14 protein-coding genes are annotated in these 15952 nt (G+C 59.3%); 12 read left to right on the top strand and 2 right to left on the bottom strand.

All coding sequences use genetic code 11. From position 1 onward, the window contains the following. Nucleotides 1-5: 5 nt before the first annotated feature. Both betT and epsC read right to left on the bottom strand, forming a co-directional pair. Entirely contained in the window at nt 6-1967 is a 1962-nt protein-coding gene (gene betT / locus VY732_RS01145; protein WP_176470116.1) for a choline transporter BetT, read from the bottom strand. A gap of 467 nt (nt 1968-2434) precedes the next feature. After that, on the bottom strand, nt 2435-3361 hold the full coding sequence (epsC, locus tag VY732_RS01140; RefSeq protein ID WP_016983653.1) for a serine O-acetyltransferase EpsC: 927 nt from the start codon (nt 3359-3361) through the stop codon (nt 2435-2437). Between the two features lie 189 nt (nt 3362-3550). Between epsC and VY732_RS01135 the strand changes: the two genes are divergently transcribed. The 12 genes from VY732_RS01135 to VY732_RS01080 all read left to right on the top strand — a co-directional run bounded on the left by VY732_RS01135 (nt 3551) and on the right by VY732_RS01080 (nt 15925). Continuing rightward, a complete protein-coding gene (locus tag VY732_RS01135) occupies nt 3551-4543 on the top strand; it encodes a D-cysteine desulfhydrase (RefSeq protein WP_137218317.1) in 993 nt (330 codons plus the stop codon). A 308-nt stretch (nt 4544-4851) separates the two neighbouring features. Then, on the top strand, nt 4852-5652 hold the full coding sequence (gene tcyJ, locus VY732_RS01130) for a cystine ABC transporter substrate-binding protein (protein WP_077570189.1): 801 nt from the start codon (nt 4852-4854) through the stop codon (nt 5650-5652). Then, a complete protein-coding gene (tcyL, locus tag VY732_RS01125) occupies nt 5652-6368 on the top strand; it encodes a cystine ABC transporter permease (protein WP_240049801.1) in 717 nt (238 codons plus the stop codon). Before tcyJ ends, tcyL begins: the two co-directional genes overlap by 1 nt. Before the next feature lie 2 nt (nt 6369-6370). Next, nucleotides 6371-7120, top strand: a complete 750-nt coding sequence (tcyN, locus tag VY732_RS01120) for an L-cystine ABC transporter ATP-binding protein TcyN (protein ID WP_150692893.1) — start codon at nt 6371-6373, stop codon at nt 7118-7120. Nucleotides 7121-7591: 471 nt separating this feature from the next. After that, on the top strand, nt 7592-8356 hold the full coding sequence (locus VY732_RS01115; protein WP_077570185.1) for a hypothetical protein: 765 nt from the start codon (nt 7592-7594) through the stop codon (nt 8354-8356). A gap of 268 nt (nt 8357-8624) precedes the next feature. Continuing rightward, nucleotides 8625-9866 (top strand): SfnB family sulfur acquisition oxidoreductase, encoded by a 1242-nt coding sequence (locus VY732_RS01110; protein WP_077570182.1) that lies wholly within the window; start codon nt 8625-8627, stop codon nt 9864-9866. Between the two features lie 25 nt (nt 9867-9891). Continuing rightward, nucleotides 9892-11085 carry an SfnB family sulfur acquisition oxidoreductase gene (locus VY732_RS01105; RefSeq protein WP_077570180.1) on the top strand — a complete coding sequence of 398 codons (1194 nt, stop codon included), beginning with the start codon at nt 9892-9894 and terminating at the stop codon, nt 11083-11085. Further along, nucleotides 11085-12443: an LLM class flavin-dependent oxidoreductase gene (locus tag VY732_RS01100; RefSeq protein WP_331693472.1), complete on the top strand. Its 1359-nt coding sequence runs from the start codon at nt 11085-11087 to the stop codon at nt 12441-12443. The genes VY732_RS01105 and VY732_RS01100 overlap by 1 nt, the downstream gene beginning before the upstream one ends. Before the next feature lie 119 nt (nt 12444-12562). Further along, complete coding sequence (locus tag VY732_RS01095) at nt 12563-13372, top strand: MetQ/NlpA family ABC transporter substrate-binding protein (RefSeq protein WP_331693470.1); 810 nt, start codon at nt 12563-12565, stop codon at nt 13370-13372. A gap of 2 nt (nt 13373-13374) precedes the next feature. Beyond that, nucleotides 13375-14496 carry a methionine ABC transporter ATP-binding protein gene (locus VY732_RS01090; protein ID WP_331693468.1) on the top strand — a complete coding sequence of 374 codons (1122 nt, stop codon included), beginning with the start codon at nt 13375-13377 and terminating at the stop codon, nt 14494-14496. Then, a complete protein-coding gene (locus VY732_RS01085; protein WP_034151854.1) occupies nt 14486-15130 on the top strand; it encodes a methionine ABC transporter permease in 645 nt (214 codons plus the stop codon). Before VY732_RS01090 ends, VY732_RS01085 begins: the two co-directional genes overlap by 11 nt. 168 nt (nt 15131-15298) lie before the next feature. After that, on the top strand, nt 15299-15925 hold the full coding sequence (locus tag VY732_RS01080; protein ID WP_331693463.1) for a class I SAM-dependent methyltransferase: 627 nt from the start codon (nt 15299-15301) through the stop codon (nt 15923-15925). The last annotated feature ends 27 nt before the right edge of the window (nt 15926-15952 follow it).

Below are 15952 nucleotides of genomic sequence, written 5' to 3'. Positions count from 1 at the left end.
GCCGATCAACGCACCAGATGCAGGAACTGCATGTGCCGCTCGTACTGATCGAGGATGTCGTTGATGATCTGCTCTTTGGTGTAGCCGACCAGATCGTAGTCCTGACTGCCCTCGCTCAAGTGCACTTCGGCGCGATAGTAACGACGATTGTTGAGCTGCTTGGAACCCATGCCGCCACGGGCGAACGACGGCGTGAAGTAGCCGCGCATCTGCACCTGATAGATGAACGGATGCGCATCACCATGACCGATTTCGAGGCTGACGCTGTCATTCGCCGGGTCCGGTTGGGTGACCACGTTCAGGCCTTTTTCGACGAACACCGCCGTCACTTCTTCAATCGCCGGGCGCACCGTGGTGTCCATGAAGCGGTACACCTCGTCCCGCGACGGGAAATGCACAGCCTGACTCAAGCGCTGTCGCCAGCCGCCCGTGCCGCGCCGAGAACCGGAGACCGGTGCCAGCGAATGCAACTGAGCGATCTGCTTCTGCGACTCGAGATAGAACGCCTTGTGCAGACCCCACATCATCAGCAGCAGAATCAGCGAGAACGGCAACGAAGTCAGCACTACCGCTGACTTCAGCGCATCAATGCTGCCGGAGAATAACAGCGCGCTGGTTATCAGCGCGGTCATCGCGCCCCAGAACACCCGCAGCCATTTCGGCCCGTCTTCGTCCGGGCTACCGCCCTTGGCCGACAGCGTCGAGAGCACCACAGTGCCGGAATCGGCAGAGGTGACGAAGAACACAAAGCTGATAAACACCGTCACGGCGATGACGGTTTTGCTCCATGGATAAGTTTCCAGCAGCAGGTAAATGCTCATCGACGGGTTGTCGATGGCCGACATGCCCAGCGCGCTCATGCCGTGGTTGAGCACCTGATCGATGGCGCTGTTGCCGAAGATCGACATCCACGCGAGAGTAAAACCGAGCGGAATCAACAGCACGCCGAAAACAAATTCACGGATGGTCCGGCCACGGGAAATCCGTGCGATGAACAGGCCCACGAACGGCGACCATGCAATCCACCAGGCCCAGTAGAACACGGTCCAGCCGCCGAGCCAGTCGCTCGGTTTGTCGTAGGCGTAGAGGTCGAAACTCTTCATCGGCAAGGCGCCGAGGTAGTCGCCAAGGTTCTGGATCAAGGTGTTGAGCAGGTGCTGGGTCGGCCCGGCGAACAACACGAACAGCAGCAGCGCACAGGCCAGCAGCATGTTGATGTCGGACATCACCCGCACGCCTTTATCGACGCCGGAGACGGCAACGATGATCGCCGCGCCCATCATCAGCGTGATCAGGCCGACCTGAATCCACTGGGTGTGAGCGATACCGAACAGGTAGTCGAGGCCCGAGTTGAGGTGCAGTACTCCGAAGCCCATGTCGGCACCCAGACCGAACACCGTGGCGATGATGCCGAAGCCGTCCACCGCGTAACCGATCGGGCCGTTGATGCGTTTGCCAATCAGCGGATACAGCGCCGAACGCAGCGCCAGCGGCAGGTTGTGGCGATAGGCGAAATAGGCCAGCGCCATGCCGACAAAGGCGAACACGCCCCAGCCATGCAGGCCCCAGTGCAGAAACAGAATCTGCATGGCCTGGCGCGCCGCGTCCGCCGTACCCGCCTCGCCTTGCGGCGGTTGCAGCATATGAGTCAGCGGTTCAGAGACGCAGAAGAAGAACAGCGTGATGCTGATCCCGGCGGCGAACAGCATGCCGGCCCAGGACAGGTAACTGAATTCGGGCTCGTCGTGGTCGGCACCGAGTTTTATCTTGCCGTAGCCGGATAAGGCGGTGACCACCACGAAGACCAGATACAGGGTCATCGCGAGCATGTAGTACCAGCCGACCGTATTGGCCGCCCAGTTTTGCGCTTCCAGCAGCCAGGCGCCGGCCTGCTCAGGCATGGCGATAACAACGAGACCAAACAGCAGAATGACCGTCGCGGCGAAATAGAACACCGGCGGATTCATGCGTACCAGACCGCTGGCGGGAGTTGACGATGCACTCATGAAACGTGCACCTCGAGGGGTTGAAACGTGGCTGAAATGATCGGACTCAGCAAAGGCAAGCCTCCTGTTGTGAGCGGGCAGCGAACCACCGGTTTAACTTGAATGAACGTTCAAGTTAAACATGGATAGGGGGGTAAGGACTAATCGTACGGCTAGGCGGTAGTTTTCCTACGCTAGCTCAAGGATGGGTATGACGTGGGTTTGAGGGTATTCGTTCAATAGCCCCTCACCCTAACCCTCTCCCAAGGAGAGAGGGGACTGATTGGGGGATATTGGGGAGATACGCCGACATGATCCTGCTGTACCGAATCCATCATCGACTCGGTGTTTCAGGTCGATGGATAACCCAAAACACCTCGGTCGGCCCCCTCTCCCTCTGGGAGAGGGCTGGGCGGGCGGCGTTCCGATGAGGGTAAGCCGTTAAAGCCCTACTTCTGCGTCCCGTCATCATGCTGCAAATTCGCCTGGGTCAAATTGCACCCCGCCGGCACACTGCGCGTCAGCCACACATTGCCGCCAATGGTCGAACCCTTGCCAATGGTGATCCGCCCGAGAATCGTCGCTCCGGCATAAATCACCACATCATCTTCAACGATCGGATGACGCGGATGACCCTTCTGCAACTGGCCGTCTTCATCCGCCGGGAAGCGCTTGGCGCCCAACGTCACCGCCTGATAAATCCGCACGCGCTCACCAATGATCGCCGTCTCGCCGATCACCACACCCGTGCCGTGATCGATAAAGAAGCTGCGGCCAATCTGCGCACCCGGATGGATATCAATGCCGGTCGCCGAATGAGCGATTTCCGCGCTGATCCGCGCCAGCAACGGCAAACCCGCGCGATACAAATGATGCGCCAGACGATGGTGAATCACCGCCAGAATCCCCGGGTAGCACAGCAGCACTTCATCAACACTGCGCGCCGCCGGATCACCGTGATAGGCCGCCAGCACATCGGTGTCGAGCAGCGTGCGCAGGCCCGGCAATGCGAGGGCGAAATCCTGCACGATCTGAATCGCGCGGGCTTCGACTTCGGTGTCGGCCTGCGCGCTATGGCGGGCGACGTAGCGCAGTTCCAGACGGGTCTGCGCCAACAAGGCATTCAGTGCGACATCAAGGGTATGACCGACGTAGAAGTCTTCACTCTCTTCACGCAAATCCACCGGTCCCAGACGCATCGGGAACAGCGCGCCACACAGCGCTTCAAGAATCTCCGCCATCGCTGCCCGCGACGGCAACTCGCGACCACCCTGCTCGCCGGACGCCCGGCCGTTCTGTGCCCGCCACTGATCCCGCGCGCTGCGCAGTTGACTGACGATGGTCTGCAATTGCCAATGGCTGGAACGCTCGCTCACGGTAAAGACTCCTCAGGGGCGGCCGGACTGTCTGGCCGCGTCAACGGCGACTACTTTACGGCAAGGCTGGGAGGGCGAATTAAGAACCGATAGTGCTGGGCTCAGTCGATTTAGCTATAAGCGATTGGCGGTTGCCCCTGCAAAAGCACGTGCCTATAGTCCTTTCATCTTCCAAGCCAGTACGGACTCATGATCAAACAACAGCTGGACCGCTTTACCCGCCTCGATCTGCTCAACCACCCGACGCCGCTGGAAAAACTCGAACGCCTGTCCACCTGGCTCGGCCGCGAGGTGTACATCAAGCGCGATGACCTGACGCCGCTGGCCATGGGCGGCAACAAACTGCGCAAGCTCGAATACCTCGCCGCCGACGCCTTGGCGCAAGGCGCCGACACGCTGATCACCGCCGGTGCGCTGCAATCGAACCACGTCCGCCAGACCGCTGCACTGGCCGCCAAACTCGGCCTGGGCTGTGTGGCGCTGCTGGAAAATCCGCTGGGCAGCGACGACAGCAATTACACCGGCAACGGCAATCGCCTGCTGCTGGATCTGTTCGACACCAAAGTCGAACTGGTCGACAACCTCGACAACGCCGACGAACAACTGGCCGCCCTCGCCGTGCGTTTGCGCAGCAACGGCAAGAAGCCGTATCTGGTGCCGGTGGGCGGTTCGAATGCTCTCGGTGCTTTGGGTTACGTGCGCGCTGGGCTTGAACTGGCCGAGCAGATCAAGGACACCGGGCTGGAGTTTGCCGCGGTGGTTCTGGCCTCGGGCAGTGCAGGCACTCACAGTGGTCTGGCGTTGGCGTTGAGCGAAGTGCTGCCGCAATTACCGGTGATTGGCGTGACGGTTTCGCGCAGCGAAGAAGACCAGCGGCCGAAGGTACAGGGTCTGGCGGAACGCACGGCAGAGCTGCTCGGCGTCGAACTGCCAGCCAGTTTCAAGGTCGAGTTGTGGGACGAATACTTTGGCCCGCGTTATGGCGAGCCGAATGCCGGGACGTTGGCGGCGGTGAAATTGCTGGCGAGTCAGGAAGCGGTGTTGCTCGATCCGGTGTACACCGGCAAGGCGATGGCGGGTTTGCTTGATGGGATTGGTCGTCAGCGTTTTGATGAAGGCCCGATCATCTTCCTGCACACCGGTGGGGCGCCAGCGTTGTTCGCCTACAAGGATTTCCTCTGACTGATCGCTCCCACGCTCTGCGTTGGAATGCAGCCCGGGACGCTCTGCGTCCCTTCGAGAGCTGGAACGCGGAGCGTCCCTAGAGGCATTCCCACGCAGAGCGTGGGAACGAACCTCATATTCCAATAAAGAATAACATTTCAAATATTAAGTATTTTCAAGTCTAAAGCAGACATCTTATAGTCTCGCCGCAGGCGAATTTCGCGCAAGACGCATAAGCTGCTTTAAGGCAGGATAGCGCTGTCGTCGAATCACCCATTCGCCAACTTTCCTTAAGCGTCTTCCATAAGAAAACACAGGGGCTTGTCATGAATTTTTCCGCACTACGTCGCAATCTGCTGGTGGGTTCGCTGGGCCTGGCGCTGAGCGCCGGTCTGATCGGCCAGGCAGTGGCCGGTGAGCAGTTGCAACAGATCAAGGACAAAGGCGTTATCAACGTCGGCCTGGAAGGCACTTACCCACCGTTCAGCTTCGTCGATGCCGACGGCAAACTGTCCGGTTTCGAAGTTGAACTCTCTGAAGCGCTGGCGCAAAAACTCGGCGTCAAAGCCAAGATTCAGCCGACCAAGTGGGACGGCATCCTCGCGGCGCTGGAATCCAAGCGTCTGGACGTTGTAGTCAATCAGGTGACCATCTCCGACGAGCGCAAGAAGAAGTATGACTTCTCCGAGCCGTACACCGTTTCCGGTATTCAGGCGCTGGTGTTGAAGAGCAAAGAAGCCGCGTTGAACATCAAGACCGCCAATGACCTGTCCGGCAAAAAAGTCGGTGTGGGCCTGGGCACCAACTACGAGCAATGGGTCCGCGCCAACGTGCCGGGCGCTGACGTGCGCACCTACGATGATGATCCGACCAAGTTCGCCGACCTGAACAACGGCCGCACCGACGCCATCCTGATCGACCGTCTGGCTGCACTTGAATATGCCAAGAAAGCCCCGAAAACCGTTGCTGCCGGTGAAGCTTTCTCCCGTCAGGAAGCCGGTGTTGCTCTGCGCAAAGGCGAACCTGAACTACTGGCTGCCGTGAACAAGGCCATCGACGAACTGCGTGCAGACGGCACTTTGAAGAAGCTGTCCGAGAAGTACTTCAACGCAGACGTCACTAAATAATGGAAGTTGGATTTCAATTCGAAGCGCACTTCCCGCAGTTGAGCCAGCAACTCGCCGAAACCACGGCGCTGTTGCTGGACTCCGCGCCCTTTCTGCTCAAGGGCGCGTACTACACGGTAGTCCTCAGCCTCGGCGGGATGTTCTTCGGCTTGCTGCTGGGCTTCGGCCTGGCGTTGATGCGCCTGTCGCGCTTCAAATCAGTGAGCTGGCTGGCGCGCGTCTACGTGTCGTTCTTTCGCGGCACGCCGTTGCTGGTGCAGTTGTTCGTGATCTATTACGGCTTCCCGCAATTGGGAATCGAACTGGATCCGTTACCAGCAGCGCTGATCGGCTTCTCGCTGAACATGGCCGCGTACGCCTGTGAAATTCTGCGCGCCGCGATCGGTTCGATCGAGCGTGGTCAGTGGGAAGCTGCTGCGAGTATTGGCATGACCCGCGCGCAAACCCTGCGCCGGGCCATCCTGCCGCAAGCGATGCGCACGGCGTTGCCGCCGCTGGGCAACAGCTTCATTTCGCTGGTCAAAGACACGGCACTGGCCGCCACCATTCAGGTGCCGGAGCTGTTCCGTCAGGCGCAACTGATTACCGCCCGGACTTTCGAAGTCTTCACCATGTATCTTGCCGCCGCGCTGATCTACTGGATTCTGGCCACGGTGCTTTCGCACTTCCAGAACAAGTTGGAAGAGCGGGTCAATCGGCACGACCAGGAGTCCTGACGATGATTGTCGTGGAAAAACTGACCAAGCAATTCAAGGGTCAGGTCGTGCTCAACGGCATCGACCTGGAGGTCAAGGAAGGCGAAGTCGTCGCGATCATCGGCCCCAGTGGTTCAGGGAAAACGACGTTTCTGCGCTGCCTGAATTTCCTTGAACAACCCACCAGCGGCCGGATCAAGGTCGGCGATATCGAAATCGATACCAGTCGCCCGCTGAACCAGCAGCAGAGTCTGGTGCGCAACCTGCGCCAGCACGTTGGCTTCGTGTTTCAGAATTTCAACCTGTTCCCCCATCGCACCGCACTGGAGAACGTCATCGAAGGCCCGATAGTGGTCAAGAAGATGCCGCGCGACGAGGCAGTTGCATTGGGCAAAAAGCTGCTGGCCAAGGTCGGCCTCGCCGGTAAGGAAGACGCTTATCCGCGTCGTCTCTCCGGTGGTCAGCAACAGCGCGTGGCGATAGCCAGAGCGCTGGCGATGGAGCCGGAAGTGATTCTCTTCGACGAACCGACTTCGGCGCTCGACCCGGAACTGGTCGGCGAAGTGCTGGCGACCATTCGTGGCCTGGCTGAAGAGAAACGCACCATGGTGATCGTCACCCATGAGATGGGGTTTGCTCGCGACGTGGCCAACCGTGTGGTGTTTTTCGACAAAGGCGTGATTGTCGAGCAAGGTGAAGCGAAAGCGTTGTTTGCCAACCCGAAAGAACAACGTACTCAACAGTTTCTCAGCAAGTTCTTGAATCACGCCTGAGAACTTTCATTGCTATACCGGCAACTTCCATGGATGGAAGTTACCTTTGTTAAAGCCTCGCCTCAGCAACACCCTATCCAGACAAAACATATCCGAAGCGGTACATATATATGTTCTGCAACAGATAATGCCGGTCTCAATCCCGCACCACCCGACATGACAACGCTCGAATAAATCCGCGCAAAACCCGCCAAAAAGCCCTAAGTTCCGTGGCTCATTTCTCCTGACCGCCTAGGCACATGACCACAGCAGCGTAGGAAACTTCTGATTAATTCGTAATTCACGGATTAGCTAATATCGTCTATTGACACCCCATCCCGCACACTCTTATCTAGTCGACAACTGGCACCACTTAGTTCAATAAACCCGTATTCAACCTGAATGAAAGTTCAAAGCTTTATTGCCAGTTTATTCACGCCTTTTGTTCTTCCAGAAACGGACTTCGCTGCAAGGCTTCAAGGAGAGAAATCGATGACCCGCACTTCGCATCCCCCCGAACTGGCAGCGCCGATCCTGGCGCCTGCGCAAAAAACCGGCATCAATCTGAGCGCCGCCGCACATTTTCTGGTCGAGGTGTCGCCCTACCCCGATATGGACAGCGGAGACCTCATCGAGCTGTTCTGGAACAAATGCTATGTCGCCTCCAGGGTGCTGACGGCGGATGACATCGGCACGGCAGTGCGCCTACGGGTGCCGGAGAGTTTCATCGCCAGCGGTACCGCGCGCATTCACTACCGGGTGATGCAGGTCGGTCAGGGTCCGGCGCTGTCGGCAGCGACGCGCGTGCAGGTCAAACTTGACTGCCCCGGTGGGCAACCCTCAACACTGAGCGCAGATGAAAACCAGCAACTGGCCCCGGTGACCATTCCCGACACCATTCGCCGTCAGGGTGTAAATCCAAACCAGATCAAACGCGGTGTGCCGCTGACCATCGAGCCGTACCTGAACATGGCCGAGGACGACGCCATCACCTTGCGCTGGGGTGATGTGCGCATGGATCTGGCGCCGGTCACCGCCGCGGATATCGGCTTGCCGATTCAGGTCTGGGTCCCACCGTCGGTGATTGTCGAAGCGGGCGAGGATCTGCGCCTGGACGTGACGTATTGCATCCTTGATCGAGTCGGTAACAACTCACGCTGGGCGCCGCCACGTACCTTGAAGATCGGCTGTGTAAATCCTTATCTGAAAGTCCCTCTGAGGCAGGAACTCAAGGCGGCCGAATCGCGCAAGGATTGATGTGTCTGGCCGAGGGTGGGGGGTTATCCCCCTCACCTGAAAACTCTTAACCAATCAGACCATCACCCCTTCTATACATATTCCTAAAAGTTAGTTTATTTAATTTTTATACACGCTTAGGGTATATGAACCGGACCACCGGACATTCTTTCGTTCGCCGCACTTTTGCGGCGTTTTTCATGAGATGTGAGGTAGGTAGTATGGTCCGGAACACAATCACCCCAGTGCAGATCGCCAGGGCATTGCGTGCAGCCAAGGAGCGGCACTGATGTCCAGTCTGGCAGACGCAAATGTCCAGTCGGATCTGGACATCGCCCCGTTGTTGTTGCCCGCGCAGGTCTTGCGCAACGACGCCCAAGCCATCAAGGCTGCCCATGAGCTGGCGCAAGTCGCCCGCGTGCAGGCTGCCAAACGCGACCGCCAGCGCAAGCTGCCGTGGTCGGAAATCGAACAGTTCACCCGCAGCGGATTAGGCAGCATCGCCATCCCGCGCGAATACGGTGGCCCGCAGGTTTCCTTTGTCACTTTGGCCGAGGTGTTTGCGATCATTTCCGCCGCCGATCCGGCGTTGGGGCAAATTCCGCAGAACCAGTTCGGCATCATCAATCTGGTGCTCGGCAGCGCCACCGAGGAGCAGAAAAAGCAGCTGTTCCAAAGTGTTCTGGAAGGCTGGCGCATCGGCAATGCCGGCCCGGAACGCGGCACCAAAAACACCCTGGAACTGAAAGCGCGAATCACCGCCGACGGCGACGATTACGTGATCAATGGCCAGAAATTTTATTCCACCGGTGCGCTGTTCGCGCACTGGGTGGCGGTCAAGGCACTCAACGATGACGGCAAGCAAGTGCTGGCCTTTGTCCGTCGCGGCACGCCGGGTTTGCGCATCGTTGATGACTGGTCGGGCTTCGGTCAGCGCACTACCGCCAGCGGCACGATTCTGCTCAATAACGTGCGCGTCGAGTCGAGCCTGGTCGTCGACAACTGGAAGATCAACGACTTCCCGAATACTCAAGGCGCGGTATCACAGCTGATTCAAGCCGCGATCGACGCCGGCATCGCCCGTGGTGCCATTGACGACGCCATCGAGTTCGTCAAAACCCGTGCGCGGCCATGGATCGACGCCAAGGTTGAACGGGCCAGCGATGACCTTTACGTGATCGCTGACATCGGCAAACTGAAAATCGAATTGCACGCTGCCGAAGCGTTGCTGCGCAAGGCCGGCAAAGTGCTCGATCAAGTACACGCCGCACCGCTCACCGCCGACTCTGCCGCCCGCGCCTCGATTGCTGTGGCCGAAGCGAAAGTGTTGACCACCGAGATTTCCCTGCTCGCCAGCGAAAAGCTGTTCGAACTGGCCGGCAGCCGCGCGACCCTCGCCGAATTCAATCTCGACCGCCATTGGCGCAACGCCCGCGTGCACACGCTGCACGACCCGGTGCGCTGGAAATATCACGCGGTCGGCGCCTATCGCCTCAACGGCGCTTTGCCTGCTCGCCATTCCTGGATCTGAGACGACCAGACATCTGGAGAAACCTATGACTTTTTCCCATCACGTCGCGGTCATCACCAGCGATGAGCAAGCCCTGATCGTCGCCAGCGACCTGGCCGAAGACTTCAAGCGCGACAGCGCCCTGCGCGACCGTGAACGTCGCTTGCCACTGCCGGAACTCGATGTATTTTCCCGCTCCGGTCTATGGGGCATCAGCGTGCCCAAGGAATACGGCGGCGCGGGTGTGTCCAACGTAACCCTGGCCAACGTCATCGCCCTGATCGCTCAGGCCGACGGCTCGCTCGGACAGATTCCGCAGAACCATTTTTATGCATTGGAAGTGCTGCGGGTGAACGGCAGCCACGCGCAAAAACAACGGCTATACGCCGAAGTACTCGCCGGCCAACGCTTCGGCAATGCCTTGGCGGAATTGGGCACAAAAACCGCCCACGACCGCGTCACCAGCCTCAAGCGCGACGGTGACGGCTATCGCATCAATGGCCGCAAGTTTTACTCGACCGGGGCGATTTACGCCCAGCGCATTCCGACTTCCGTGGTCGATGAAAACGGTGTGCAGCAACTGGCCTTCGTCCCGCGTGACAGCAAAGGCCTGACGGTGATCGACGACTGGAGCGGCTTCGGCCAGCGCACCACCGGCAGCGGCTCCGTTGTGTTCGAAGACGTATTCGTCGCGGCTGAAGACGTGCTGCCCTTCCAAAGCGCCTTCGAACGGCCAACCACGGTCGGCCCGTTGGCACAAATCCTTCACGCCGCCATCGACACCGGCATCGCCCGCGCCGCTTACGAAGACGCCCTGCACTTCGTGCGCAGCAAAACCCGCCCATGGATCGATTCCGGCAACGACAAAGCCACCGAAGACCCACTGACGCTGAAAAGCTTCGGCCACTTGAGTATTCGTCTGCACGCCACCGAAGCCTTGCTTGAACGGGCCGGCGAATTCCTCGACGCCGCACAAGCCGAGACCAATGCAGAAACCGTCGCCGCGGCTTCGATTGCCGTCGCCGAAGCACGGGCGATCAGCACTGAAATCTCTTTGGCCGCCGGCAGCACGCTGTTCGAACTGGCCGGCAGCCAGGCGACCCTGATCGAACACGGTCTCGACCGTCACTGGCGCAATGCCCGCGTACACACGCTGCATGACCCGGTGCGCTGGAAATATCACGCGGTGGGCAACTACTACCTCAATGACGAAAACCCTCCGTTGCGAGGGACGATCTGATGAGCGCGGCGAAAAAGAAGATCCTGCTCAACGCGTTCAACATGAACTGCATTGGCCACATCAACCATGGCCTGTGGACGCATCCGCGCGACACCTCAACGCGCTACAACACCCTCGAATACTGGACCGAACTGGCGCAATTGCTTGAGCGCGGGCTGTTCGACGGCTTGTTCATTGCCGACATCGTCGGTGTGTACGACGTCTATCAGAACTCGGTCGATGTACCGCTGAAAGAGTCGATCCAGTTGCCGGTCAACGACCCGTTGTTGCTGGTTTCAGCCATGGCCGCCGTGACCAAAAACCTTGGTTTCGGCCTGACTGCCAATCTCACCTACGAGCCGCCCTATCTGTTCGCCCGCCGCATGTCGACGCTCGATCATCTGAGCCGTGGTCGCGTCGGCTGGAACATCGTCACCGGTTACCTCGACAGCGCTGCGAAAGCCATGGGCCTTAGCGAACAGGTCGAACACGACCGTCGCTACGATCAGGCCGACGAGTACCTGGAAGTGCTCTACAAACTTTGGGAAGGCAGTTGGGAAAACGGCGCCGTACTCAACGACCGCGAGCAGCGGATCTACGCGCAACCGGAGAAAGTGCACAAGGTCGAGCACAAGGGCGAGTTCTATCAGGTCGAGGGTTATCACCTTTGCGAGCCTTCACCACAGCGCACGCCGGTGCTGTTTCAGGCCGGCAGTTCCGATCGCGGTTTGCTGTTCGCCGGGCGTCACGCCGAGTGCGTGTTCATCAGTGGCCAGAACAAGCCGTCAACCAAGGTTCAGGTCGACAAGGTCCGCGCCAGTGCCGTCGAAGCCGGGCGTAATCCTGAGGACATCAAGGTGTTCATGGGCCTGAATGTGATTGTCGGCGCGACCGAAGAGGCGGCATGGGCCAAGCACGCCGAGTACCTGAGTTACGCCAGCGCCGAGGCCGGCGTGGCGCATTTCTCCGCGTCGACCGGCATCGATTTTTCCCAGTACGAGATCGATGAACCGATCCAGTACGTGAAGAGCAATGCGATCCAGTCGGCTACCAAGAACCTGCAGAACAACGACTGGACTCGGCGCAAATTGCTCGACCAGCACGCCCTCGGTGGCCGTTACATCACCGTGGTTGGCTCGCCTGAGCAAGTGGCGGATGAGCTGGAATCGTGGATCGCCGAGACCGGCCTCGACGGTTTCAACCTGACGCGGATTGTTACGCCGGAGAGCTATGTCGATTTTATCGATCTGGTGATTCCGGAGCTGCAGCGGCGTGGGTCGTACAAGACCGCATATGACAGCGGCAGCTTGCGCGAGAAGCTGTTTCGCGGTGAGGCGCAGTTGCCCGAGCAACACACCGGCTCCGCGTTTCGCCGCTAAAAGCATCGCGAGCAGGCTCACTCCTACAGGGGAACGCATTCCAAATGTAGGAGTGAGCCTGCTCGCGATGAGGCCATAACAAACACCACAAATTTCATGCACTGACTGGAAAACCCATCATGACCAAAAAACGCCTGTCCCACCCAGTCAAAGCACTGGCCCTGGCCCTCGGCCTGTTCAGCTCGGCCATCTTCGCCGCCGACGCCCCGTTGAAAATCGGCACCACCGCCGCCTTCGCCATTCCGCTGGAAGCCGCTGTCGAAGAAGCCTCCAAGCAAAGCCTGAAAGTCGAGCTGGTGGAGTTCACCGACTGGATCGCACCGAACGTCAGCCTCGCCGCTGGCGACATCGACGTGAACTACTTCCAGCACATCCCGTTCCTCGAAAACGCCAAAGCCGCCGCGGGTTTTGATCTGGTGCCATTCGCCCCGGGGATCATCAACAACGTCGGCCTCTATTCGAAAAAATACAAAAGCTTCGATGAGTTGCCCGAAGGCGCCAGCGTCGCCATCGCCAACGACCCGATCAACAGTGGTCGTGGTTTGCAACTGCTGGCCAAGGCCGGTTTGATCACGCTGAAACCGGGCGTCGGCTACAAAGCCACCGAAGATGACATTGTCGCCAACCCGAAGAAGATCAAAATCCTCCAGGTCGAAGCCGTGCAATTGGTGCGCGCCTATGACGACGCCGATCTGGTCCAGGGTTACCCCGCCTACATCCGCCTGGCGAAGACCTTCGATGCCGGTTCGGCACTGCTGTTCGACGGTCTCGACCACAAGGAATACGTGATCCAGTTCGTTATCCAGCCGAAGAGCAAAACCGATCCGCGCCTGATCAAATTCGTCGACATCTACCAGCACTCGCCGGTCGTTCGCGCGGCGCTGGATAAGGCCCACGGCAAGCTGTATCAAGCCGGTTGGGAAAGCTGAGCATGACGGCCGCGATCCAACGGCGACTGGAGATTCCAGAGCCACACAATGCTGAAAAAACCGAGCTGCACCCGGAGTTGAATCGCGCCCACGTGCGTTTCATCGGTCTGGGCAAAACCTACAACGGCCGGCAAGGTCCGGTCGCGGCTTTGCAGGGCATTGATCTGGCGATTCAGCGCGGCGAAGTGTTCGGCATCATCGGCCGCAGCGGCGCCGGCAAGTCATCGCTGATCCGCACCATCAATCGTCTGGAACAACCGACCTCAGGGCGGGTGTTGATCGATCAGGTCGACATCGGCGGTTTCGATGAAGACCGGCTGGTCGCACTGCGCCGGCGCATCGGCATGATCTTCCAGCACTTCAACCTGATGTCGGCCAAGACCGTTTGGCAGAACGTCGAACTGCCGCTGAAAGTCGCGGGTGTGCCGAAAGAACAACGCGAAAAAAAGGTGCGCGAACTGCTCGAACTGGTTGGCCTGCAAGAAAAGCACAGAGCCTATCCGGCGCAACTTTCCGGTGGGCAGAAACAGCGCGTCGGCATCGCCCGCGCGCTGGTGCATGACCCGGATATTTTGCTCTGCGACGAAGCCACTTCGGCGCTCGACCCGGAGACCACCCAGTCGATCCTTGGCCTGCTGCGCGAGATCAACAAACGCCTGGGCCTGACCATCGTCCTGATCACTCACGAGATGGCGGTAATCCGCGAAATCTGCGATCGCGTTGTCGTGCTTGAGCACGGTCGGGTTGTCGAACAAGGCCCGGTCTGGGAAGTGTTCGGCAATCCGCAACACGAGGTCAGCCAGACCTTGCTCGCGCCGCTGCAACACGCCTTGCCGGAGGAATTGCAGAGCCGCTTGCAAGCCCAAGCGCCGTCCTCCGACGCCGCTGTGGTGCTGCGCTTGCAGTTCACCGGCAGCACCAGTGATGAGCCGGATCTGGCCGCGCTTTTCACAGCACTCGGCGGTCGGGTGAAATTGCTGCAGGGTGGCGTGGAACGAATTCAGGGCCATGCGTTGGGACAACTGCTGTTGGCTGTCAGCGGTTCGCCATTGAGTGCCGAGCAATTACGTGAACGCGCAGGGCAATGGGCGCAGCGAGTGGAGGTGTCGGGTTATGTGGTTTGATCGCTTGTTGCAGGGCTTTATCGACACGTTCCTGATGGTCGGTGTGTCGTCGCTGATCGCGTTGCTGGTGGGGATTCCGATGGCGGTGATTCTGGTCACCAGCGACAAGGGCGGGATCTACGAAGCGCCGGTGTTGAACCGTGCCTTGGGCGCGTTCGTGAACCTGTTCCGCTCGATCCCGTTTCTGATTCTGATGGTCGCGCTGATTCCGTTTACCCGGTTGATTGTCGGTACTACGTACGGTGTGTGGGCCGCTGTTGTTCCGCTGACGATTGCGGCGACGCCGTTTTTCGCGCGGATTGCCGAAGTGAGTCTGCGTGAGGTTGATCATGGTTTGATCGAAGCGGCGCAAGCGATGGGCTGCCGGCGTTGGCACATTGTCTGGCATGTGTTGCTGCCTGAGGCACTGCCGGGGATTGTCGGCGGTTTCACCATTACGTTGGTGACCATGATCAATTCGTCGGCCATGGCCGGGGCGATTGGCGCTGGCGGGTTGGGGGATATCGCCTATCGCTACGGCTATCAGCGCTTTGACAGCCAGATCATGTTGACGGTGATTGTGTTGCTGGTGGCTCTGGTGGCGGTGATTCAGTTGGGTGGGGACCGGTTGGCGCGGGGGTTGAACAAGCGCTGAGCTCATCCGGAATCATGCCGCGCCTCTGAAACCGCTTTCGCGAGCAGGCTCGCTCCCACATTTGGAATGCGTTCCCCTGTGGGAGCGAGCCTGCTCGCGATGGGTTGCGCAGCAGCCCCGCTTCATGGCGTATATTCGGCAAACCCCAATTGCCCGCGTATCCCCACCATGAAGCAGACCCCCACCGATCTCGAACAGATCACCGCCACCACCCTCGGCCACTACAACTCGGTGGCTGAAGACTTCCGTGAAGGCACCCGCGACCACGATGTCAGCCAGAACATCGATGCGCTGCTTCGGCATATTCAGGGTTCAGCGCCGTTCACGATTCTGGATTTCGGCTGCGGGCCGGGGCGGGATTTGCAGACGTTTACACGTATGGGGCACATCGCCGTCGGGCTGGACGGTTCGCAAGAGTTCGCGCGAATGGCCCGGGAGGACAGTGGCTGTGAAGTGTTGCAGCAGGACTTTCTGAAACTCGATCTGCCGGCTGAACGCTTCGACGGGATTTTTGCCAATGCGGTGCTGTTTCATGTGCCGTTGCAGGAATTGCCACGGGTGCTTGAGCAATTGCACGGGACGTTGAAGCCCGGTGGTGTGCTGTTCAGCTCGAATCCGCGTGGGGATAACCGCGAAGGCTGGAACGGGCCGCGTTATGGCTCGTATCACGATCTTGAGGCTTGGCGAGGGTTGCTGACGGACGCGGGGTTTGTCGAGCTTGAGCATTACTTTCGCCCGGCGGGGTTGCCGCGCGAGCAGCAGCCTTGGTTGGCCAGCGTCTGGCGCAAGGACTGAGTTGAGTCAGGAAAAGCCCCTCACACC

The sequence above is a fragment of the Pseudomonas sp. ZY71 genome (genome assembly GCF_036542145.1).
GTDB classification, from domain to species: Bacteria; Pseudomonadota; Gammaproteobacteria; order Pseudomonadales; family Pseudomonadaceae; genus Aquipseudomonas; species Aquipseudomonas koreensis_A.
The sequence above is the reverse complement of the archived record's forward strand: the minus strand, read 5'-3'. Positions and strand labels throughout refer to the sequence as shown.